The sequence below is a fragment of the Streptomyces sp. NPDC051561 genome, assembly GCF_044454195.1.
Taxonomy (GTDB): Bacteria; Actinomycetota; Actinomycetes; order Streptomycetales; family Streptomycetaceae; genus Streptomyces.
On sequence record NZ_JBITDM010000010.1, the window covers coordinates 207,452 to 229,475 of the forward strand.

At 69.0% G+C, this 22,024-nt stretch carries 18 protein-coding genes and 1 tRNA gene; 11 read left to right on the forward strand and 8 right to left on the reverse strand.

Going from position 1 to position 22,024, the window contains the following annotated elements:
* Positions 1-19: 19 nt before the first annotated feature.
* Positions 20-337: an Lsr2 family protein gene (locus tag ACIA73_RS23260; RefSeq protein ID WP_399440555.1), complete on the reverse strand. Its 318-nt coding sequence runs from the start codon at positions 335-337 to the stop codon at positions 20-22.
* Positions 338-677: 340 nt separating this feature from the next.
* Between ACIA73_RS23260 and purS the strand changes: the two genes are divergently transcribed.
* The 7 genes from purS (at position 678) to ACIA73_RS23295 (ending at position 8,571) form a co-directional block, all read left to right on the forward strand.
* Positions 678-932 carry a phosphoribosylformylglycinamidine synthase subunit PurS gene (gene purS, locus ACIA73_RS23265; RefSeq protein ID WP_399440556.1) on the forward strand — a complete coding sequence of 85 codons (255 nt, stop codon included), beginning with the start codon at positions 678-680 and terminating at the stop codon, positions 930-932.
* Complete coding sequence (gene purQ, locus ACIA73_RS23270; protein WP_399440557.1) at positions 929-1,609, forward strand: phosphoribosylformylglycinamidine synthase subunit PurQ; 681 nt, start codon at positions 929-931, stop codon at positions 1,607-1,609. The genes purS and purQ overlap by 4 nt, the downstream gene beginning before the upstream one ends.
* Positions 1,606-3,855, forward strand: a complete 2,250-nt coding sequence (gene purL / locus ACIA73_RS23275) for a phosphoribosylformylglycinamidine synthase subunit PurL (RefSeq protein ID WP_399440558.1) — start codon at positions 1,606-1,608, stop codon at positions 3,853-3,855. Before purQ ends, purL begins: the two co-directional genes overlap by 4 nt.
* Positions 3,856-3,957: 102 nt before the next feature.
* Positions 3,958-5,754: a hypothetical protein gene (locus ACIA73_RS23280; RefSeq protein WP_399440559.1), complete on the forward strand. Its 1,797-nt coding sequence runs from the start codon at positions 3,958-3,960 to the stop codon at positions 5,752-5,754.
* 155 nt (positions 5,755-5,909) lie between these two features.
* Positions 5,910-6,803, forward strand: a complete 894-nt coding sequence (locus ACIA73_RS23285; protein WP_399440560.1) for a M23 family metallopeptidase — start codon at positions 5,910-5,912, stop codon at positions 6,801-6,803.
* A 10-nt stretch (positions 6,804-6,813) separates the two neighbouring features.
* The gene (locus ACIA73_RS23290; protein WP_399440561.1) at positions 6,814-7,641 is read left to right on the forward strand and encodes a sterol carrier family protein; all 828 of its coding nucleotides are present in this window, start codon (positions 6,814-6,816) and stop codon (positions 7,639-7,641) included.
* 60 nt (positions 7,642-7,701) lie between these two features.
* On the forward strand, positions 7,702-8,571 hold the full coding sequence (locus tag ACIA73_RS23295) for an META domain-containing protein (RefSeq protein ID WP_399440562.1): 870 nt from the start codon (positions 7,702-7,704) through the stop codon (positions 8,569-8,571).
* Positions 8,572-8,682: 111 nt separating this feature from the next.
* On the opposite strand, the gene ACIA73_RS23300 is transcribed toward ACIA73_RS23295, so the two are convergent.
* Both ACIA73_RS23300 and ACIA73_RS23305 read right to left on the reverse strand, forming a co-directional pair.
* The gene (locus ACIA73_RS23300) at positions 8,683-10,092 is read right to left on the reverse strand and encodes an LPXTG cell wall anchor domain-containing protein (RefSeq protein ID WP_399440563.1); all 1,410 of its coding nucleotides are present in this window, start codon (positions 10,090-10,092) and stop codon (positions 8,683-8,685) included.
* A gap of 118 nt (positions 10,093-10,210) precedes the next feature.
* Entirely contained in the window at positions 10,211-10,333 is a 123-nt protein-coding gene (locus ACIA73_RS23305) for a hypothetical protein (protein ID WP_399440564.1), read from the reverse strand.
* Between the two features lie 112 nt (positions 10,334-10,445).
* Between ACIA73_RS23305 and purF the strand changes: the two genes are divergently transcribed.
* Together purF and purM are read left to right on the forward strand one after the other, a co-directional pair.
* A complete protein-coding gene (gene purF, locus ACIA73_RS23310; RefSeq protein WP_399440565.1) occupies positions 10,446-11,972 on the forward strand; it encodes an amidophosphoribosyltransferase in 1,527 nt (508 codons plus the stop codon).
* 47 nt (positions 11,973-12,019) lie between these two features.
* Positions 12,020-13,114: a phosphoribosylformylglycinamidine cyclo-ligase gene (gene purM / locus ACIA73_RS23315; protein WP_399440566.1), complete on the forward strand. Its 1,095-nt coding sequence runs from the start codon at positions 12,020-12,022 to the stop codon at positions 13,112-13,114.
* Between the two features lie 144 nt (positions 13,115-13,258).
* Here the strand turns inward: purM and ACIA73_RS23320 are convergent, their stop codons facing one another.
* Together ACIA73_RS23320 and ACIA73_RS23325 are read right to left on the reverse strand one after the other, a co-directional pair.
* A complete protein-coding gene (locus tag ACIA73_RS23320) occupies positions 13,259-13,507 on the reverse strand; it encodes a DUF3073 domain-containing protein (RefSeq protein ID WP_384343443.1) in 249 nt (82 codons plus the stop codon).
* A gap of 277 nt (positions 13,508-13,784) precedes the next feature.
* On the reverse strand, positions 13,785-14,870 hold the full coding sequence (locus tag ACIA73_RS23325) for a Leu/Phe/Val dehydrogenase (RefSeq protein ID WP_399440567.1): 1,086 nt from the start codon (positions 14,868-14,870) through the stop codon (positions 13,785-13,787).
* 188 nt (positions 14,871-15,058) lie between these two features.
* Here ACIA73_RS23325 and ACIA73_RS23330 point away from each other — a divergent pair, with 188 nt between their 5' ends.
* Together ACIA73_RS23330 and bldC are read left to right on the forward strand one after the other, a co-directional pair.
* Positions 15,059-15,901, forward strand: a complete 843-nt coding sequence (locus ACIA73_RS23330; RefSeq protein ID WP_399440568.1) for a hypothetical protein — start codon at positions 15,059-15,061, stop codon at positions 15,899-15,901.
* 614 nt (positions 15,902-16,515) lie between these two features.
* Positions 16,516-16,722, forward strand: coding sequence for a developmental transcriptional regulator BldC (gene bldC, locus ACIA73_RS23335; protein WP_003949541.1), 207 nt, complete (start codon positions 16,516-16,518; stop codon positions 16,720-16,722).
* A 642-nt stretch (positions 16,723-17,364) separates the two neighbouring features.
* Here bldC and ACIA73_RS23340 read toward each other — a convergent pair.
* The 3 genes from ACIA73_RS23340 to hrpA form a co-directional block, all read right to left on the reverse strand.
* Complete coding sequence (locus ACIA73_RS23340; RefSeq protein WP_399440569.1) at positions 17,365-17,640, reverse strand: DUF6274 family protein; 276 nt, start codon at positions 17,638-17,640, stop codon at positions 17,365-17,367.
* 224 nt (positions 17,641-17,864) lie between these two features.
* A tRNA-Asp gene (locus tag ACIA73_RS23345) sits at positions 17,865-17,939 on the reverse strand.
* A gap of 102 nt (positions 17,940-18,041) precedes the next feature.
* Entirely contained in the window at positions 18,042-22,013 is a 3,972-nt protein-coding gene (gene hrpA / locus ACIA73_RS23350; RefSeq protein WP_399440570.1) for an ATP-dependent RNA helicase HrpA, read from the reverse strand.
* Between the last annotated feature and the right edge of the window lie 11 nt (positions 22,014-22,024).

Consider the following 22,024-nt stretch of genomic DNA (forward strand, 5'->3'; position numbering starts at 1 on the left):
GGCCGCAGCTGTCGCACCGTCAGGAAGCCTCGGCGAACGCCTCGTACACGCTCTTGGGGATACGTCCCCTGGCCGGCACGTCCATCCGGTGCGACCTCGCCCATGCCCGGACGGCCGCAGGATCCGGGGCCACCGCCGTGTGCCGGTACACATTGCCCGACTTCGCGTGCTTTCGGCCCGCCTCGACGTACGGCTTCAGCACCTTGCGCAGTTTCTTGGCATTGGTGGGATTGAGGTCGATCTCGTACGACTTCCCGTCGAGGCCGAAGGTCACCGTTTCCGCTGCTTCTCCTCCGTCGATGTCGTCGGAGAGCGTGACCACTACGCGCTGAGCCACGGATATGAGTCCTTCCTGGCGGACGGATGCCGGTTCGAGGTATCGGCTCCCCCGCGCTGACGTGCGGAGATGTCGACCTTCCGGCCTTTTCTGAGTAACTCTGGAGCAATACTGCTTTCCCTTGTATTCCTTTGTACAGGGGGAGTCATTGCATTGTGAAGCCCAGTCAATTCCGTCCGCGTGTCCGGGTGCAATGACAGGCACCTATTTTTTCCCTGATTTTTCCCGGCGTTGTCGCCGCCGATACCGGAACGTGATCACCTGTCCGGATATCTACCCGCGTAGAATTTTTGGCCGGGTACGCTGGTGAAACCGCCTTAAGCACCACACCACACCGGGAGTGCCAGTGGCACGCGTCGTAGTCGACGTCATGCTCAAGCCCGAGATTCTCGACCCGCAGGGACAGGCGGTGCAGCGTGCACTGCCCCGTCTCGGCTTCGAGTCAATCGCGGACGTCCGTCAGGGGAAGCGTTTCGAGCTGGAGGTGGAGGGGCCGGTCGACGAGGCCGCCCTCGCCCGCATCCACGAGATGGCCGAAACGTTCCTCGCCAACACCGTTATCGAGGACTTCACCGTGAAGGTGGAGGACAAGTGACAGCTCGTATCGGAGTCGTCACCTTCCCCGGCACGCTCGACGACCAGGACGCGCTGCGCGCGGTCCGGATCGCGGGCGCCGAGCCGGTGTCGCTCTGGCACCGGGACAAGGACCTCCACCAGGTCGACGCGGTGGTCCTCGCCGGAGGGTTCTCCTACGGCGACTACCTGCGGGCGGGCGCCATCTCGCGCTTCTCGCCGGTGATGGACACGATCATCGAGCAGGCGAAGGCCGGAATGCCGGTCCTCGGGATCTGCAACGGCTTCCAGATCCTCACCGAGGCACATCTGCTGCCCGGTGCGATGCTCCGGAACAACCACCTCCACTTCATCTGCCGCGATCAGAAGCTGCGGGTGGAGAACGCGGAGACCGCCTGGTCGCTCGATTACGAGCAGGGCCAGGAGATCTCCGTACCGCTCAAGAACATGGACGGGCGGTACGTCGCCGACGAGCACACGCTCGACGAGCTGGAGGCCGAGGGCCGCGTCGCCTTCCGCTACCTGGACGGCAACCCCAACGGTTCGCTGCGGGACATCGCCGGCATCACCAACGCGGCGGGCAACGTCGTCGGTCTGATGCCGCACCCCGAGCACGCCGTCGAGCCGCTGATCGGTACCGGTCGTACCGACGGGCTCGGATTCTTCACCTCGATCCTGAAGAAGTTGGTCAACGCATGACGCTCGATACGGTCAAGCACGCTGCCGGAACCCCCGAGGTCGAGCAGCCCTGGAAGGAACTCGGCCTCAAGGAGGACGAGTACGCCCGGATCCGCGAGATCCTCGGCCGCCGTCCCACCGGCGCCGAGCTCGCCATGTACTCGGTGATGTGGTCGGAACACTGCTCGTACAAGAGCAGCAAGGTCCACCTCAAGCAGTTCGGCGAGAAGGTCCCGGAGAACGACGCGATGCTCGTCGGGATCGGCGAGAACGCGGGCGTCGTCGACGTTGGCCAGGGTTACGCGGTCACCTTCAAGGTCGAGTCGCACAACCACCCCTCGTACATCGAGCCCTACCAGGGCGCGGCCACCGGCGTCGGCGGCATCGTCCGCGACATCCTCGCCATGGGCGCGCGCCCGGTCGCGGTCGTCGACCCGCTCCGCTTCGGTGCGGCCGACCACCCCGACACGCGGCGCGTGCTGCCCGGCGTGGTCGCCGGAATCGGCGGGTACGGAAACTGCCTCGGTCTGCCGAACATCGGCGGCGAGGTCGTCTTCGACGCCTGCTACCAGGGCAACCCGCTGGTCAACGCCGGTTGCATCGGTGTGATGAAGCACGAGGACATCCACCTCGCGCAGGCCTCCGGCCCCGGCAACAAGGTCATCCTGTACGGCGCCCGTACCGGCGGCGACGGCATCGGCGGTGTCTCGGTCCTCGCGTCGGAGACCTTCGACGACGCCAAGCCGACGAAGCGTCCCGCCGTGCAGGTCGGCGACCCCTTCCAGGAGAAGCTCCTCATCGAGTGCACCCTGGAGATCTTCAAGGAGAAGCTGGTCGCGGGCATCCAGGACCTGGGTGGCGCCGGACTGTCCTGCGCCACTTCGGAGCTGGCGAGCGCCGGTTCCGGTGGCATGCGGGTCGAGCTGGACACCGTTCCGCTGCGCGACTCCTCGCTTTCGCCCGAGGAAATCCTCATGAGCGAGTCGCAGGAGCGCATGTGCGCGATCGTCGAGCCGCAGCACGTGGACCGCTTCATGGAGATCTGCGAGAAGTGGGACGTCATCGCCACCGTTATCGGTGAGGTGACCGAGGGCTCCCAGCTGGAGATCTTCTGGCACGGCGAGCAGATCGTGGACGTACCGCCGAGGTCCGTGGCCCACGAGGGCCCGACGTACCACCGGCCGTACGCCCGCCCCTCCTGGCAGGACGCACTCCAGGCGGACGACGCCAACAAGCTGGCGCGGCCGGCCAACGGGGACGAGCTGCGCGAGCAGGTCCTCAAGCTGGTCGCCTCCCCGAACCAGGCCTCCAAGGCGTGGATCACGGACCAGTACGACCGCTTCGTCCAGGGCAACACCGTGCTGGCGATGCCCGAGGACGCGGGCATGGTCCGCATCGACGCCGAGACCGGCCTCGGTGTGACCATGGCGACCGACGGCAACGGCCGCTACGCCAAGCTGGACCCGTACACGGGCGCCCAGCTGGCCCTCGCCGAGTCCTACCGGAACGTGGCGACGACCGGTGCCAAGCCGCTCGCCATCTCCGACTGCCTCAACTTCGGCTCCCCCGAGGACCCGGACGTGATGTGGCAGTTCGCCGAGGCCACCCGTGGTCTCGCGGACGGATGCCTGGAACTGGGAACTCCGGTGACCGGTGGCAACGTTTCTCTCTACAACCAGACCGGGGAGACGGCGATCCACCCGACGCCCGTCGTCGCGGTCCTGGGGGTCATCGACGACGTCGCCCGCCGTACGCCGATGGCCTTCGCCGAAGAGGGACAGCTCCTCTACCTCCTCGGTGACACGCACGAGGAACTGGGCGGCTCCGCCTGGTCCGAGGTCGTGCACGGCCACCTCGGCGGCATGCCGCCGAAGGTCGACCTGGCGCGCGAGAAGCTGCTCGGCGAGATCCTGATCTCGGCCTCCCGCGACGGCATGATCGACGCCGCTCACGACCTGAGCGACGGCGGTCTGATCCAGGCGGTCACCGAGTCCTGCCTCAAGGGCGGCAAGGGCGCGCGTCTGGTGGTGCCGGACGGTCTCGACCCGTTCGTCTTCCTCTTCTCGGAGTCGGCGGGCCGCGCGGTCGTGTCGATCCCCCGGAGCGAAGAGCTCCGCTTCAACGACATGTGTGGGGCGCGGGGTCTGCCGGTCACCCGCATCGGTGTCGTCGACGGCGCGGAGATCGAGATCCAGGGCCAGTTCAGCCTCCCGCTGAGCGAGCTGAAGGCGGCGCACGAGGCGACGATTCCGGGCCTGCTGGCCTGAGTCGTCCTTCGCACGGCACGTCGATGAGCGCGGCCCCGCCCCGGGGAGACCGGGGGCGGGGCTGTTGCTCCGGCGGCGGATTGTCATGGACATAATGCGCGGGTGAGTGAAGAGCCAACACCGCCCGGTGCGGAGCCCGTTCCGCTTCCCCCGTCCCGAGTGCCCGACGGCGCGGCCGCCTGGCGGCTGCCCGAGGTGCGCCGCTGGCTGGCCACCGTGCCCTCCCGCTGGGCGCACCCCGGGTGGGCGCTGCTGGTGCTGGTGGGAGTGGTGGTGTGGGCGGTGCTGGCGATGCCGGAGCCGCCGAGGCCGGACTTCTCGCTGTTCGGCAGCGCTGCGGTGGAGTACCACGGGTCGTACGAGCCGATGAGGGCGGGCGGGCTCCCCGGACTGACGGACACCTTCGGAGCCGTCGGGCCGAGCGGCGGTCCGCCGATCGCGTCCGACACCGCCCGTCTCTATGTCACCTCCTACGCCGTGATGGCCGGCCCCGCCTCCTGGTGGGGCTGGCCCACGGTGTTCCTGGGGCTGCTGCTTCTGGAGTTGTACTGGATCTGGCGGCGGCCCGCGCTCGCCCTGGCCCTGCTCGTCCCGCTGACCGCCGCCGGTCTCCTCTTCGAGGACGGGCTCGGCGATGCCGTTCCGGCGGCGCGGATCGCGGTCGGAGCGGGGGCCGCGCTGGTCGGCGTAGCCCTCCTGCACCGTCGGGCCGTTCGCGTACGGCGGTGGGAGCAGGTGGCGGAGGCGGCCGGGCCGGAACGGCAGGTGCCGCCCACCGTGCCGGGCCGGGGGCGCCGCCCGTACGTGCTGCTCGCGGCCGGTGCGGCCTTGCTCGTGGCGGCCGCCTTCGCGGGCGGACCGGCGGCCGCGGCGGGCGACAACACGGCCATGCTGGTCACCGGCGTACCCGCGCTCGCGCTGGTCGTGGAGGGTGTGGCCGCGCTCCTGCGTTCCGCCCGGCTGCGCCACCCGCAGCCCGTCCTGCGGGTGCTGGTGCGGGAGGGTGCGGACGGGAAGACCTGGTTGTACGCCGCCGACGACCGTGCCGGGAGCGAGCCGCTGCTCGGGTTCCGGGCGTGGGGGGCGTACGAGGGCGGAGAGGCGGGGCGGGGCGCTGAGCCGGGGGCGCTGCGTGAGGCAGTGCTGTACGGAACCCCCGATGCCGGGGCCGAGTTGGCTTACGTCGCCGCGGTGGACGGGGCGGACGGGTCGGACGGTGTGGACGGGCGGGTGGCCGTGGAGCGGGGGACGGCTCCGATGGCTCTGACGGCTCCGGCCGGGCGAAGTAGTCGACGTACGAAGAACCGGGCCGAGAACCGGACGAAGAAGAACGAGAACGGAATTCCCTTGAGCGATCTCACCTCCAACGACCGTGACACCGCGATCAGTTGGTCCGCCGGACCCGTAAGCCGGGCCATGGGTGTATTTCTTCTGCTGGTCGAGATCGGTGTGGTGGGGGCATTCCTGGACGGTGATCGCGGATGGCGGGTGTGGTTCGCGCTGGTGCTGCTGCCTTTTTCGCTCAGCTATATCGCGGCGGCACTCAACTGGCGTATCACCGCCGACCGTTCGGGGGTCTGGATTGCCGGCGGGTGGCGGGTGAAGCGGTTGCTCTGGGCGGAGATCGAGAAGGTGGAGTACGACGACGAGAGCATCCGGTTCCGGGGGCCGGAGGGTGTCCGCAGCGGCGTCCGCCCCACCGGCTGGGCGCGGCTGGACCGGCGTACCGCCAAGGGACATGTGGCGGGGCGGGCCGCCGAAGGAATCCGCGCGATGCTCGCCGACCCGGAACTCCGCCCCGTCGAGGACAGCACCCCGGCCGAGCAGGGGATGCCGCTCGGGCCGGTGATCGTGGTGCTGGCGGTGGTCGTCGCGGTGGTGGTGGGGATGCTCGGGTAGCTCGGGTAGCTCGGGTGGCTCGGGTGGCTCGGGTAGCTCGGGTGGCTCGGGTAGGTCGGGTGGCTCGGGTGGCGGAATCCCGGCTTGCCTTGCCCGGTACGGCGTAGCTACGTACCGTCGGCGACGCCGTGACCGACCACCGAGGGAGCGCGGGCATGACCGCACGACGGGGTGCACGGCACCTCATGTACGTCCTGGCGGTGTACTTCGTCGCGCAGGAGATCGCGAGGTTCTTCGTCCAGCTGCCGTATCCGGGCTGGGCCGGCGGGGTGCCGCTGTGGCTGGCCGCCGCGCTCGGGCTGTGGCGGTGGGACGAGGCCCGACGGCGGCGTCTGGCCCAGGAGGTACCGGACCCGATCGAGGTCGCCCCACCGGTGACCGGGCGGTGGATCGCACTGAACAGCCCGGGGGACAGGGTGCCGAGCCACGGCACGCACAAGTACGCGCAGACGTACGCGATCGACATCCTGGCCGAGCACGGCGAGGGGGCGGCGAAGACCCGGCCCGCCGCCGTCCGGTTCTGGCCGCTCGCCCGCCGGAGCGAGGCATTCCCCGCCTTCGGGGCGCCGCTGTACGCCGTCGCCGACGCGACCGTGGTGCACGCGGAGGACCGCCAGCGCGACCACCTCAGCCGCAACTCCCTGCCGGGAGTGCTCTACCTGATGGTCCTGGAGGGGGCCGCGCGGGTGCTCGGAGGGCCGCGCAGGGTGGTCGGCAACCATCTGGTGCTCGATCTGGGTGACGGTGCGTACGCCGTCTACGCCCACCTTCGCCGTGGCTCCCTCGCGGTCCGTGAGGGGGACAGGGTCACCACCGGCCAACAGCTCGCCCGCTGCGGAAACAGCGGCAACTCCTCCGAGCCGCACCTCCACTTCCAGCTCATGGACACCCCCGACCTGGACACCGCCCGCGGACTGCCCTTCACCTGGCACGGCATCGGAGTGCCCAGGGCGGGCGAGTCCTTCGACGTGGCACCCGAGGACGCTCCGGGAGTGGCCGACGGCAGCGCCCCAGGCGCGATCAACGGCATTGTCAGTGGCGGCATCTAACCTCGGTTCCATGGCCTCCATGTCCGGTACGTCCGCGAACCCGCCCGCCCGCGCCAAGAAGAAGCGCCCGCGCAGTTACGACGCGGCCAGGACCCGTGCCGCCGTGCTCGCCCAGTTCGGGCATGTCCGCCAGGCCGTCGAGGGCCTGTCGGAGGAGCAGTTGGCGGGGCGCAGCGGGCTGGGGGAGTGGACGGTGCGGGAGCTGGCGGCGCATCTGTCGATGGCTCTGGGTTCGGTCGTGCGGTTCCTGGGTGAGCCCGCGCCGGCCCGGGCCGAAGTGAGCCTCCAGCAATGGCCGTTCACCACCGCACCGCATGCCGGGCAGGTCGCCGAGGACACCCGGGTGCTCGCGGCGGGGGCACCGGTCCAGGAGCTGTTCGCGAAGGTCGCTGCGGACCTCGCCGAGGTGCTGCCCGGCGCGGACGACGAGCGGATCACCATGACCCGGGTGGGACCGATGCGGTTCGCGGACTTCCTGGTCACCCGCTGCGTGGAGCTCGTGGTGCACGGCGACGACCTGGCGCGGGCCACCGGCGCCGAGGTGAAGTTCGACAGGCAGGCACTGGCCGCGTGCACCCGGGTACTGGCGGACGCGCTCGCCGTGAAGGCGCCGGGAGCCTCCACCGAGGTACGGATTCCGCCGTACGCCGTGGTGCAGTGCATCGAGGGCCCCCGGCACACCAGGGGGACTCCGCCCAATGTGGTGGAGACCGATCCGCTGACCTGGATCCGGCTTGCCACAGGACGTACACAATGGGCGGACGCCCTGGAGAAAGCCCAGGTCATGGCCAGTGGTGAGCGTGCCGATCTGGTGGGGGTGCTGCCGATCATGGGGTGATGCGCGGGCCTGTGCCGGGTCAAGTGGAACCAGTAGTCCCACCTGTTCCGTCAGACCGGCATGCAGACGAAGCCGAAGCTCAAGACGCGGAAGATGCGGCACACGAAGCAGGCGCTCAGCGTTTCCGTCACCGCCCTGGCGCTGCTCGCACTGGGTGCGTGCGGTACCGAGAAGGCCGGGGCGGGCTCCGGCGCGGGCGGCGACAGAAAGGGCGGCGAGGGCTCGGTCCGGACCGATCTGCCGCTGACCGGGGTGCGGTGGACCGTGGAGAGCTCGACGGTCGGCGGGAAGAAGGCCCCGGCGCCCGAGAACGTCTTCGTGGAGATCGACGGCAAGGGTGCGGTCAAGGGCAACTACGGCTGCAACTCCTTCACCGGCAAGGGGTCGGTCAAGGGCGACACCGTCTCCCTCGACAAGTTGCTGTCGACCCAGATGGCCTGCGATCAGCAGGACTTCGAGATCGCGCTGCGCAAGGCGTTCAAGGACCCGATGAAGGCCAAGCTCGACGACGGCCGGCTGACCCTGACCACCGCCAGGGGCGACACGGTCGCGCTCACCTCGAAGCCGGTCGAACCCGCCACGCCGCTTGCCGGGACCAAGTGGACCGTCAACTCCTTCCTGGAAGGCAAGACGGCCAAGTCACTGCCCGCGAGCACGGCGGGCAAGGCGTATCTCACCTTCGGCAAGGACGGCTCGATTCAGGGCCGAACCGGCTGCAACTCGCTGAACGGCAAGGCCAAGCAGGGCGACGGAACCCTGGAATTCGGGCGCATCGCGACCACCCGGATGATGTGCCAGGGTGACGGCTCGGCCGTCGAGAAGCAGCTGCTTGAGGTCCTGTCCGGCAAGACCACCTACCAGGTGGACGGGACCTCACTGTCCATCACGGGTGCGGACGGCCAGGGGCTGGCAGCGAAGGCGGCCAAGTAGCAACCAGCGGGGCGGGGCAGAGTGGGGTGGGGCGGGGAGGCGGGCAACTTCGGCCGCCTTCCCGCCCGTTCAACAGCCCCGGCAGCCAACTACGTCCGCCACTGGTCCGGTTCAGCCGCGGCGGCGCCGGATCTTGAGCAGCGCCGCCGCGCCGAGGGCGAGGAAGGTGGCTCCGCCGAGGGCCAGGGGGAGGGTGGTGGAACTTCCCCCGGTGGCGGCGAGGTCGCTGTTCGGGGATGTGGCGGGCGCGGCGGCCGGGGAGCCTGCGGGGGACTCGGGTGTGGCGGTGCCGCCCGACGGCGTACCGCCCTTGTCGTCGGTGCCGCCCTGCTCCGTACCGCTGTTCTCCGTTCCACCGGCGGGTGATGTCTGCTGTGTCTGCGGGGCCGGGTTCGAACCCCCGGCGGGGGCCGGGACCCCGTTCAGGCTGACGGAGACCTTGGCCGAGCCGGTCCCTGCCGAGATCACCTTCACCCGGACCTTCCGTGCGGTGTCCGTCAGCTCGGATCCCGGCTTCAGCGCGTCGGCGTCGGGGGACTCGCCGTCTCCGGGGGTCGGGTCGATGAAGGCGGACTCGGCGTAGTCGCCCTCGGTGACCCGGTAGGCGTGGACGCCCTGGATCTTTCCGTCCAGCGCTCCCGCCTCGGCCCGGAAATCGACGATCAGCCGGTCGCCACCGCCCTCACCGCCCCCGCCGAGCGGGATGCTCAGAGCCCGCACCCCACTGCCCGACCCGGCCAGCGGCCGCAGTGTGTACGTACCGGACTTGGTCACCTGCGCCAGTTCCGCGCCGCCCAGCCACTTGTTGTGGATCAGCTCGGGAGCACTCAGCCCGGCTGCCGAGCCCCCGCCGCCCATCACCGACTTGTGGCTGGTCCCGTCCTCCTTGCACCCTGCACCCAGATCACCCTCGGGGCAGCGCAGCCTCATGTGGTGGTGGTACCCCAGGTTGTGCCCGAACTCGTGGATCAGCGCGTTCGCCGAGAACTCCTCGGCCGGCATCCAGGTCTTCCCGCCGCCGACCGTCCCGAGCCCGGCGAACTCGCACTTGGCCGTGCTGTTGGGGAAGACGATCGAGACATGGTCGAAGGAGTCCTTGGCGATGCCCCGGGCGGCCAGTGCCTTGTACGTCTCGTCCGCCATCTTCGAGGTGTCGCAGCCCGCCCCCGACATGGGCAGGGTCAGCGGCCCCAGCACCTTCTGCCCGGCGTCGCGCGGCCCGAAGGTGGCCTTGTTCCGGGTGATCTCGTTGTAGTACGAGGTCAGGGAGCCGCTCGCGCCGTAGTACGTCCCCTCCAGCGTCGACTTGAGCTTGGCCGTGCCGGTGAGCGTGCTGTCCTGGAAGTTCACCATCACCACCTGCACGGACCGCTTGCCGGCGGGGGCGTCCCCCTCCGCGGCGTACGCGGCCGGCGCCCCGGCCACCGCCGCCAGCACCACACCACAGGCCATCGCCGCACCTGACGTACGGGAGCCGAGGGACAGGCGGGAGCGGGAGCGCAAGGGGGAGGGAGAGCGCATGGGGGAACCCTTCGACAGCGGAAACGGAGCGGATGCGAGCGAGCGCGCCACACGCTAGACCGCCGAACCCCCCACGCCACCCACCCCCACCAGGCGTTATGCCCCCCTTAACACCCTCTTAAGGAAGGTGGGCCCGCCCCACCGCACCCCTCGCCCGGGCCTCGTCCTCGACCGGCCCGGCGCCCTCCTGGCGGACCTGGCCACCGGTGCCCTCACCGGCCCCCGCCGCGCTCCTGATCATGGCCCTGACCTGGTGCTGGGCACCACCCTCGGCAGGACCGTTTCGCCCCCGGTCAGGGCCTGTTCGTATCCCCAATTCGGACCAGTGGTCGATCTCGCCTACACTCGGTGCCGTGCCTCGTGGTGATGGACGACTCAACCACGACCTGCTCCCCGGTGAGAAAGGCCCCCAGGACGCTTGCGGCGTCTTCGGTGTCTGGGCTCCCGGCGAAGAGGTCGCCAAGCTCACCTATTTCGGACTGTATGCACTGCAGCACCGTGGACAAGAGTCCGCGGGAATCGCAGTTAGCAACGGGTCCCAGATCCTCGTCTTCAAGGACATGGGACTGGTCTCGCAAGTCTTCGACGAAACCTCTCTCGGCTCCCTCCAGGGCCATATCGCGGTCGGTCACGCGCGGTACTCCACCACCGGTGCCTCGGTGTGGGAGAACGCGCAGCCGACATTCCGTGCCACCGCGCACGGTTCGATCGCGCTGGGCCACAACGGAAACCTGGTCAACACGGCGCAGCTCGCCGAACTGGTCGCCGATCTCCCCAAGGAGAACGGTCGCGCCACCCAGGTGGCAGCCACCAATGACACCGACCTGGTCACGGCCCTGCTCGCGGGCCAGACCGACGACGACGGCAAGCCCCTGACCATCGAGGACGCCGCCGCAAAGGTGCTCCCTCAGGTGATGGGCGCCTTCTCCCTCGTCTTCATGGACGAGGGCACGCTGTACGCGGCCCGTGACCCGCAGGGCATCCGCCCGCTGGTGCTGGGCCGTCTGGAGCGCGGCTGGGTGGTGGCCTCCGAGTCCGCCGCCCTCGACATCTGCGGTGCGGCATACGTCCGCGAGGTCGAGCCGGGCGAGATGCTCGCGATCGACGAGAACGGTCTCCGTACCTCCCGATTCGCAGAAGCGAAGCCCAAGGGCTGTGTCTTCGAGTACGTGTACCTGGCGCGCCCCGACACCGACATCGCGGGCCGTAACGTCTATCTCAGCCGGGTTGAGATGGGCCGGAAACTGGCCAAGGAAGCCCCTGCCGAGGCCGATCTCGTCATAGCTACGCCCGAATCCGGCACCCCCGCCGCGATCGGTTACGCCGAAGCCAGCGGGATTCCGTACGGTTCGGGACTCGTCAAGAACGCCTACGTCGGCCGGACCTTCATCCAGCCGTCCCAGACGATCCGCCAGCTCGGCATCCGTCTGAAGCTCAACCCGCTCAAGGAAGTCATCAAGGGCAAGCGCCTGGTGGTCGTCGACGACTCGATCGTCCGCGGCAACACCCAGCGCGCACTGGTCAAGATGCTCCGCGAGGCGGGCGCGGCGGAGATCCACATCCGGATCTCGTCCCCGCCGGTCAAGTGGCCCTGCTTCTTCGGCATCGACTTCGCGACCCGCGCCGAGCTGATCGCCAACGGCATGACCATCGAAGAGATCGGCATCTCGCTGGGCGCCGACTCCCTCTCGTACATCTCCATCGACGGCATGATCGAGTCCACGACGATCGACAAGCCGAACCTCTGCCGCGCCTGCTTCGACGGCGAGTACCCGATGGAACTCCCCGACCCGGAGATCCTCGGCAAGCAGCTCCTGGAGTCCGAGCTCGCGGCGGGAGTGGCCGACACGGCTGCCGCCGACGCGCTCCGCCGCCCGTAGTAGCGCCCGTCACACCCTGTTGTACGACACGAAAGTTCTCACCTCCCATGCCTACTGAGTCTTCCGAGTCTGCTCCGCAGACGGGCACCGGTGCCAGCTACGCAGCCGCAGGCGTAGACATCGAAGCCGGCGACCGCGCCGTAGAACTGATGAAGGAGTGGGTGAAGAAGACGAAGCGCCCCGAGGTCCTGGGGGGCCTCGGCGGCTTCGCCGGCCTCTTCGACGCCTCCGCCCTCAAGCGGTACGAGCGCCCGCTGCTCGCCTCCGCGACCGACGGCGTCGGCACGAAGGTCGACCTCGCCCGGCAGATGGGCGTCTACGACACCATCGGCCACGACCTCGTCGGCATGGTCGTGGACGACCTCGTCGTCTGTGGCGCCGAACCGCTCTTCATGACCGACTACATCTGCGTCGGCAAGGTGCACCCCGAGCGTGTCGCCGCCATCGTGAAGGGCATCGCCGAAGGCTGTGTCCTCGCGGGCTGCGCGCTGGTCGGCGGCGAGACGGCCGAGCACCCGGGCCTGCTCGGCCCGGACGACTTCGACGTCGCGGGCGCCGGCACCGGTGTCGTGGAGTACGACCAGCTCCTCGGCCCCGACCGGATCCGCGAGGGCGACGCCGTGATCGCGATGGCGTCCTCCGGTCTTCACTCCAACGGGTACTCGCTCGTGCGGCACGTCGTCTTCGACCGTGCGGGCTGGGCCCTGGACCGGGAGGTCGCGGAGTTCGGCCGCACCCTCGGCGAGGAACTCCTGGAACCCACCAAGATCTACTCGCTGGACTGCCTGGCCCTTACCCGCACCGCCCCGGTGCACGCCTTCAGCCACGTCACCGGCGGCGGCCTGGCGAACAACCTGGCCCGGGTGATCCCGGACAACCTGCACGCCACCGTCGACCGCTCGACCTGGACCCCCGGCGCCGTCTTCGACGTCGTCGGCCAGGCCGGCAAGGTGGAGCGCCTGGAGCTGGAGAAGACCCTCAACATGGGCGTCGGCATGATCGCCGTCGTCCCGCAGGAGTCGGTCGACGTGGCCCTGGCCACGCTGGCGGACCGGGGCGTCGAGTCCTGGGTCGCGGGCGAGATCCTGGCCCGCGGCGACCACCGCGAAGGCGCGGCGCTGACCGGCGACTACGCGAAGTAGAGCGGATCGGGACGCACAGAACCCGGTCCGGGGCGAAAGCCTCGGACCGGGTCCGGTGGGTACTGCTCAAACCTTATGAAAATTTCTGAGGTGTACGAGCGCCAGAACTAGAAACGCAGAACTGAACGCGCCAGAGCTGAAGCGTCAAGCGCCGCGGCGCTGCGACGAAGGGCCGGACTCATCGTCCTCGTCCTCGTCGTTGTACTGCGACGCGTACTGTGCGTACGGGTCGTCTTCCTCGTCATCGTCCTCGAACGGCTCGCCATTCGGCGGCTGTTGCGAAGTCGAAGCGCCCAGCTCATTGGCCAGACGCGAGAGGTCAGTCCCGCCGCTGCTGTACTTCAGCTGGCGGGCGACCTTCGTCTGCTTGGCCTTTGCCCGGCCGCGCCCCATGGCTCGACCCCCTCGGTGACGGGGCTCGACGGCCCCAGAGTCTTGACACGCGTTCATGGTTGGGAACGGGCTCTCCGTAAAGAGACCGGTCCGCAGGACTTCAACGGTACCTGCTTCTTTGGCCATACGGTACGCCGCCCGCATGAGACACCTCGAAGCACAACCCGCGGGACAATCCGTCCCCGCTGGTCAACCGCGATTTTAGCCTCATCCTGACGCCCGACCCGCCGCAGGGGGTGAGCGATGTCTCCCCCGTGCGCCGGGCCGGCCGCCACTTTCAGCGCCGTGCGCGCGCCTCAGCCATCCGCTGTTCGGCGATCCGGTCGGCCGCGGCGGCCGGAGGAACGCCGTCACTCTTTGCACGAGCGAAGATTTCCAGGGTGGTGTCGAAGATCTTCGCCGCCTTCTTCTTGCACCGGTCGAAGTCGAAGCCGTGGAGCTCGTCGGCGACCTGGATCACCCCGCCCGCGTTCACCACGTAGTCCGGCGCGTAGAGGATCCCGCGGTCCGCGAGGTCCTTCTCGACGCCCGGGTGGGCGAGCTGGTTGTTGGCCGCGCCGCAGACCACGGTCGCGGTGAGCACGGAGACGGTGTGGTCGTCGAGGGCGCCGCCCAGCGCGCAGGGGGCGTAGATGTCCAGACCCTCGACCCGGATCAGCGCCTCGGTGTCGGCGACCACGCGCACCCCCGGGTGCTTGTCGGTGACCCGGCGTACCGACTCCTCCCGCACGTCGGTGATGACGACCTCCGCGCCGTCCTCAAGGAGGTGCTCGACCAGGTAGTGCCCCACCTTGCCGACGCCCGCCACGCCGACCTTGCGGCCGCGCAGCGTGGGGTCGCCCCACAGCTGCTGGGCGCAGGCGCGCATGCCCTGGAAGACACCGAAGGCGGTGAGGACGGAGGAGTCGCCGGCGCCGCCGTTCTCGGGGGAGCGGCCGGTGGTCCACCGGCATTCGCGGGCGACGACGTCCATGTCCGCGACGTACGTGCCGACGTCGCAGGCCGTGACGTAACGACCACCGAGCGAGGCCACGAAGCGGCCGTAGGCCAGCAGCAGCTCCTCGGTCTTGATCTGCTCCGGGTCGCCGATGATCACGGCCTTGCCGCCGCCGTGGTCGAGCCCGGCCAGCGCGTTCTTGTAGCTCATGCCGCGCGAGAGGTTGAGGGCGTCCGCGACGGCAGCCTCCTCGCTCGCGTACGGATAGAAGCGGGTGCCGCCGAGTCCCGGACCGAGGTCCGTGTTGTGCAGGGCGATGACGGCCTTGAGGCCGGAGGCGCGGTCCTGGCAGAGCACGACTTGCTCGTGTCCCCCCTGCTCCGAGCGGAACAGGGTGTGCAGGACGCCGTCGGAAGATGCGGTCACTGTGGTGACTCCCAAGTACGAGGCGGGGAAGCCCTCTTATGGGTGGAGAGGGCCGATGGGCATGAGATTAGGCCCCGTGGGCCATGCATGAAGGCGGAGTGCCGCAGATCACCCCCGTCGGAAGTACCCGTGGGACGATTTGCATCCGGTCGCTCCGGCTCGTGTCCGGTTCGTAGTGAGGAGCAGGCGTGCCCTTGGCGTCATCGGTGATCGTCCCGTACGTGTCGTCCTTGCGGGTGTACGAACCGCTGGCCGCCTTCCCCGAACCGGAACGCACCCACTGGGCCCGCTACGCGCGTCGCCCCGAGCACCCCACCCCGCAGGACGAACTCCGTGCCTCGCTGGCCGACTTGCTGCCCACCCCGCCCGTCGTGGTGCCCGTCCACGAGAGCGGCGACGCCTATGTGGCCGAGGTGGACGAGGTCCTGGTGGTCTGCCCGTGGCGGACCCGGCTGCGCGGCTGGCTGGCCCTGGAGGAGCTGGAGCGGGAGTACCCGGCCGCCCTCCTGGACGCCGTACTGCCGCCGCTGCTGCGCCGGCAGGCGGGCGCCGATCACGAGCGCTGGCGGGAGCGGAACCCGGACGCCCGGCCCTGGATCAGGACCTCGGTGTGGCACGTGCCGGTGCGGTGGTTCGTCCTTTTCGGGGACGAGGAGCGGGAGTACGTGAAGGGCTCGGCGGACGCCACCGCGGTGCTGCGCTACCGCACGCCGATGGTGCAGGCGCGGCGCCGGGTGGCCCGGGGGCTGCGCACGCTGCGGGAGCACATGGACGAGGGGCCGCTGGTGACGGGGCTGATGGATGTGGGGCGGTGGCTGGAGGAGTTCCACCCGCGGTCCCTCGTCGAACTGGACTACGGCGGTCTCGCGCACGTACTGGACGAGCGGGAACTGGCGGCGGACCGGTCGGCGGCGGATGTGGCCGAAGGAATAGGGGCGCTGCGGGCCGGCGACCCGGACGCGGCGGCCGAGGCGTACGGCAGGCTCGCGGAACGGTGGCGGGCGGTCAGGGACCGGCAGTTCGCCAACTGAGCCGGGGTGCTGCGACCCGTGCCGGCGGCCTGCGGGCCATCCGGTCTTTCCGCTTCGCGGGCATTGAATACCGCATACCGAATGCGATTTGAGGAAAAACTGAGCTACAGCTGAACCAGACCGTGATGTGGTGCGTGTGACAGGTGAGGCGGGATGACACAGAGGGCCTCGGGACCTACGTCCCGATCCGGGCTTTTGTGGCAAGCGTGACGGACGGCACTTAATCGCCCCTTGCGCTCATCCCCCGCCCTCGTGTCAAAATAGGACAAGGAGTCCGGGGAGGGCTCCTTCCGTCCAACTAAGGGCGGAATGCTCGGCATTGCACTCTATGGGGGGTCTGTTGACTCCTGATCGCTCTGTGACTGATCGTCACTGTGGCGTGACTGTCCGCTATGGCATGGTCCACGGGCTTCCGTCGCGGATGAACACCTCAGAGGGCAATTCCGTCGGTTTGGCCCACGCGGCTGGACGGATGGTGTAGTTGTAGTGCCGAGGACAAGCCGTTCGTCCTATAACCGACTCGGCCCGCGTCTGCCATTTCGGGCAACGCGGGTCAAGGTGCAGAATTTAGAGGAAAGAACCGTGAAGGTTCGGTTCTCCCGAGGAGGCCGCTCATGACCGCTCGCACCCCTGACGCCGAGCCGCTGCTGACGCCGGCTGAGGTCGCCACGATGTTCCGCGTGGACCCGAAGACGGTGACCCGCTGGGCAAAGGCAGGGAAGCTTACGTCCATCCGCACGCTGGGTGGACACAGGCGCTACCGCGAGGCCGAGGTTCGCGCACTGCTTGCGGGTATTCCGCAGCAGCGCAGCGAGGCCTGAGGCATCGCATTACCTCGCATTACCGCTTCACGTTTTACCCGCTTCACGCTTTACGGCACCACGCTTTGAGGCATCACGGCATTACCCGCAGTAACGGCGAGACCTTGCAACACCCCAGTACAACAGGGCATTTCGGACTCGGGTCCCCCAACTCGACCCCTGTGCCCCCATAGCTCCACCTGGCAGGCCCCCGCCCCAACGGGAGCCCGTCACCGATCGCGTTGGACTCCGCCGGGTCCAGCGCGATCTTTTTTGTGCGCCCCAGAGGGGTGGGTCCCCGTACGGGAGGCGGTGGGCGCCTCGTGGGCCCCTGTGCCGTTCTGGGCCGCTCCCGGGGCTTCCGGGGGTTCCGGGGTGCCTCGACCCGGTCTCCGCCGCTCCGGGGGCTCCAGCCGCCGAGGGCGACGAGCCGGCGTTCCGGAGGGGTGCCGGGCCCCTTGTGGTCCTGGCCCGGGGAGGGCTTGGGGCGGTCTTCGGGAGAACCATGGGGGAGGTGCAATTGCACATATTAAATTGGGAAGTTGTAGGAAGGGTGTAAGTGCCCCGGTCCCACAAACTCTTTCGGTGACACCCGTCACAGCTCATGACTCTTGCCAAATCCGAGCTTGCCACCGAAAGGGGATCCGCGTCGCGGGGCAATGGTCATGTCCTCGGGGGACCTTTGTCCTGAGTCCCGGACTGCGGGGCGGAGGGGTCGGCCCGGTCGCTCGCGGGGGCGGCATCGGGGCTGGGCGCCGACCCGGGTTCGGTCGCGGGAGCGGGAGCGGGAGCCGGGCGGATGCATTCGGGTTCCATGGCGAGCAGCAGCAGCCGTTGGCAGATCGGGCAGTGCTCGGTGCGGTGCCGGTAGTTCATGGCGGCGGCCAGATGGGCGCGCAGCAGCGCACGCGTCTCGTGCCGCGCGGTGGAAGCCGCCATGCGTCACCTCCGGTCTCTGCTGTCCGGGGTACCCGGTGGCAGATGCCGGAGTCAAGATGTGCGAAAGCCCCGATCCAAAAGGATCGGGGCTTTCATCTCCTGCGGCCCTGACGGGATGTGCTGTGTCTGTCGGCGGCTTCGCCGCGGGCGCGGCCTCCGGGGCGTACTCCCGTGGGAATGACCTGAGGCCCGCATCCGTGAAGATGCGGGCCTCGAATCTACTGCGGTCCTGACGGGATTTGAACCCGCGGCCTCCACCTTGACAGGGTGGCGAGCACTCCAAACTGCTCCACAGGACCTTGCTTCGCAGCTCCTCGCACCGGGCGGTGCGTGTTGCTGCGAGACAGACTGTACAGCAGGTCAGAGGGTGCAGTCGAACTCGCTCGGAAGGGGGCTCCGGGCTACGGCGCAGCCGCGTCGATCGCCTTCACGATCCGCTTGTCGGAGACCGGATACGCGGTGCCCAGGGCGTGTGCGAAGTAGCTGACCCGCAGCTCCTCGATCATCCAGCGGATCTCCCGAACCTCCTGCGGAACGGGCCTGCCCTGCGGCAGTTGCTCAAGGAGCCAGGCGTACTCGTCCTGCATCTCGTGGACCTTCTCCATGCGCGCGGTGTCGCGCTGGGCGCCGGTCGGCATCTGCGTCAGGCGGCGGTCGGCGGCGACGAGATAGCGCATGAGGTGGGGCAGCCGCTTGAGCCCGGTCCTGGTCACGAACCCGGCCGGCATCAGGACGTCCAGCTGCTTGCGCACGTCCGTGAGGTTGGCCAGCAGCACCGGGCTCTTCGTGGACTTCAGGCGGCGTTCGCAGGCCTGCCAGGCGGCCAGGACCTGCTGGACCTGGCCCACCGTCCGTACGGTCGCGTCGACCAGATCCGCGCGCACCTTGTCGTACAGCTTCCGGAACGACTCCTCGTCCCAGGCCGGGCCGCCGTGGTCGGCGATCAGTTTGTCCGTGGCGGCCATCGCGCAGTCGTCGAAGAGGGCCTGGATGGAGCCGTGGGGGTTGCTGGACAGGGCGAGCTTCTGCTGGTTGGTGAGCTTGTCCGAGGCGAACTTGGCGGGGTTCACCGGGATGTTGAGGAGGATGAGGCGGCGGGTGCCCGCCCACATGGCCTGCCGCTGCTCGGCCTCGGTGTCGAAGAGCTGGACGGAGACGGAGGTGCCCTTGTCGACCAGCGCCGGATACGCCTTGACCGGCTGCCCGGCACGCTTCGTCTCGAAGACCTTGGTGAGGGTGCCGATCGTCCAGTCGGTGAGGCCGGTGCGCTCGATGGTCTCGCCGCCGGAGCGCTCCGCCGTGGCGGCCGCCGCCTTGGAGAGGGCCTGGCGGGCCTTGGGGCGGAGCTTGAGGCGCAGGGCCTCCAGGTCCTTGTCCTCGGCGAGGTTCTTGCGCCGCTCGTCGACGATCCGGAAGGTGATCTTCAGGTGGTCGGGGATACGGGAGAGATCGAAGTCGGCCGGGGCGACGGGCACGCCCACCATCTTCTGGAGCTCGCGCGCGAGGGTGAAGTGGATCGGCTCCTGCAACGGAACCGCCCGCTCCAGGAACTTCCCCGCGTAGTTGGGAGCCGGGACGTAATGCCGGCGGATCGGCTTGGGGAGGGAGCGGATCAGTTCCGTCACCACCTCCTCGCGCAGGCCCGGGATCTGCCAGTCGAAGCCCTCGTCGGTGACCTGGTTGAGGACCTGGAGGGGGATGTGGACGGTGACGCCGTCGGCGTCCGCGCCCGGCTCGAACTGGTACGTCACGCGGAACTTGAGCGCGCCCTGCCGCCACGAGTCGGGGTAGTCGTCCTTCGTCACCCCCGCGGCCTTCTCGTTGATCAGCATCTCGCGCTCGAAGTCGAGGTGCTCGGGTTCCTCGCGCTTCTTGTGCTTCCACCAGGAGTCGAAGTGGGCGCCGGAGACGACGTGTTCGGGGATCCGGTGGTCGTAGAAGTCGAAGAGGGTCTCGTCGTCGACCAGGATGTCGCGGCGGCGGGCCCGGTGCTCCAGCTCCTCGACCTCGGTGAGCAGCTTGCGGTTGTCCGCGAAGAACTTGTGATGGGTGCGCCAGTCGCCCTCGACCAGGGCGTTGCGGATGAAGAGGTCGCGGGAGATCTCGGCGTCGATCCGGCCGTAGTTGACCTTGCGCTGGGCGACGATCGGCACGCCGTACAGGGTCACCCGCTCGTACGCCATCACCGCCGCCTGGTCCTTCTCCCAGTGCGGTTCGCTGTACGTCCGCTTCAGCAGGTGCTGGGCGAGCGGCTCGATCCACTCGGGCTCGACCCTGGCGTTGACCCGGGCCCAGAGGCGGGAGGTCTCGACCAGCTCGGCGGACATCACGAAGCGGGGCTGCTTCTTGAAGAGGGCGGAGCCGGGGAAGATCGCGAACTTGGCGTTGCGGGCGCCCAGGTACTCGTTCTTCTCGGTGTCCTTGAGGCCGATGTGGGAGAGGAGACCGGCGAGCAGAGAGGTGTGCACCGAGACCTCCGGCGCGTCCTCCTCGTTCGGATGAATTCCCAACTGCTTGGCCACGGACCGGAGCTGGGCGTAGATGTCCTGCCACTCACGGATCCGCAGGAAGTTCAGGTACTCCTGTTTGCACATCCGGCGGAACGAGGAGGAGCCGCGCTCCTTCTGCTGCTCGCGGATGTAGCGCCACATGTTGAGGAAGGAGAGGAAGTCGCTGGTCTCGTCCTTGAAGCGGGCGTGGTTCTGGTCCGCCTGCTGCTGCTTCTCGACCGGGCGCTCGCGCGGGTCCTGGATGGAGAGCGCGGAGGCGATCACCATCACTTCCCGTACGCAACCGTTCTTGTCGGCCTCCAGGACCATCCGGGCCAGGCGCGGGTCGACCGGCAGCTGGGACAGCTTGCGGCCCTGCTCGGTCAGCCGCCTCCTGGGGTCCTTCTCGTTCGGGTCGAGCGCGCCGAGCTCCTGGAGGAGCTGCACGCCGTCCCGGATGTTGCGGTGGTCCGGGGGGTCGATGAAGGGAAACTTCTCGATCTCGCCGAGGCCGGCGGCGGTCATCTGGAGGATGACGGAGGCCAGGTTGGTACGGAGGATCTCGGCGTCCGTGAACTCCGGGCGGGTGAGGAAGTCGTCCTCGGAGTACAGCCGGATGCAGATGCCGTCGGATGTGCGACCGCAACGCCCCTTGCGCTGGTTGGCGCTGGCCTGCGAGATCCGCTCGATGGGGAGCCGCTGGACCTTGGTGCGGTGGCTGTAGCGGGAGATGCGGGCGGTGCCGGGGTCGATGACGTACTTGATGCCCGGGACGGTCAGCGAGGTCTCGGCGACGTTCGTGGCGAGGACGATACGGCGGCCGGTGTGGCGCTGGAACACACGGTTCTGCTCGGCGTGACTCAGACGCGCGTAGAGCGGCAGCACTTCGGTGTGCTTCAGCTGCCGCTTGTTGAGGGCGTCCGCGGTGTCGCGGATCTCGCGCTCGCCGGAGAGGAAGACCAGTACGTCGCCGGGGCCCTCGGACTGGAGCTCGTCGACGGCGTCCGCGATGGCCGTGATCTGGTCGCGGTCGGAGTCGTCGCCCTCGTCCTCCAGGAGCGGGCGGTAACGGACCTCGACGGGGTACGTACGGCCGCTGACCTCGACGATCGGGGCGCTGGGCCGCGCCTCGCCCTCGCTGTCCTTCATGTCGACGGAGGCGAAGCCGCCGAAGTGCCGGGCGAAGCGCTCCGGGTCGATGGTCGCCGAGGTGATGACGATCTTGAGGTCGGGGCGCTTGGGGAGCAGCTGGGCGAGGTAGCCGAGCAGGAAGTCGATGTTGAGGGACCGCTCGTGGGCCTCGTCGATGATGATCGTGTCGTACGCGAGCAGCTCGCGGTCCGTCTGGATCTCGGCCAGCAGGATGCCGTCCGTCATCAGCTTCACGAAGGTGGATTCCTGGTTCACCTGATCGGTGAAGCGGACCTTCCAGCCGACGGTCTCGCCGAGCGGGGTGTTCAGCTCGTCGGCGATGCGCTCGGCGACGGTGCGGGCGGCGATCCGGCGGGGCTGGGTGTGCCCGATCATCCCTCGCACGCCGCGTCCGAGCTCCATGCAGATCTTCGGGATCTGCGTCGTCTTGCCGGAGCCGGTCTCGCCCGCCACGATCACGACCTGGTGGTCACGTATCGCGTCGGCGATCTCGTCCTTCTTCTGGCTGACGGGAAGGTTCTCGGGGTACGTGATCGTGGGCATCCTGGCGGCCCGGGCGGCCACCTTGCGCACCGACTTCTCCGCCTCGACGGCGATCTCGTCCAGAACGGCCTGCCGGGCCTCGGGCTTGCGGATACGACGGGCGCCTTCGAGACGGCGGCCGAGGCGGTGGGCGTCACGGAGCGAGCTCTGGGCGAGGGTGGCCTGGAGGTCGGCGAGGGAAGTAGACATACCTGGTTCAG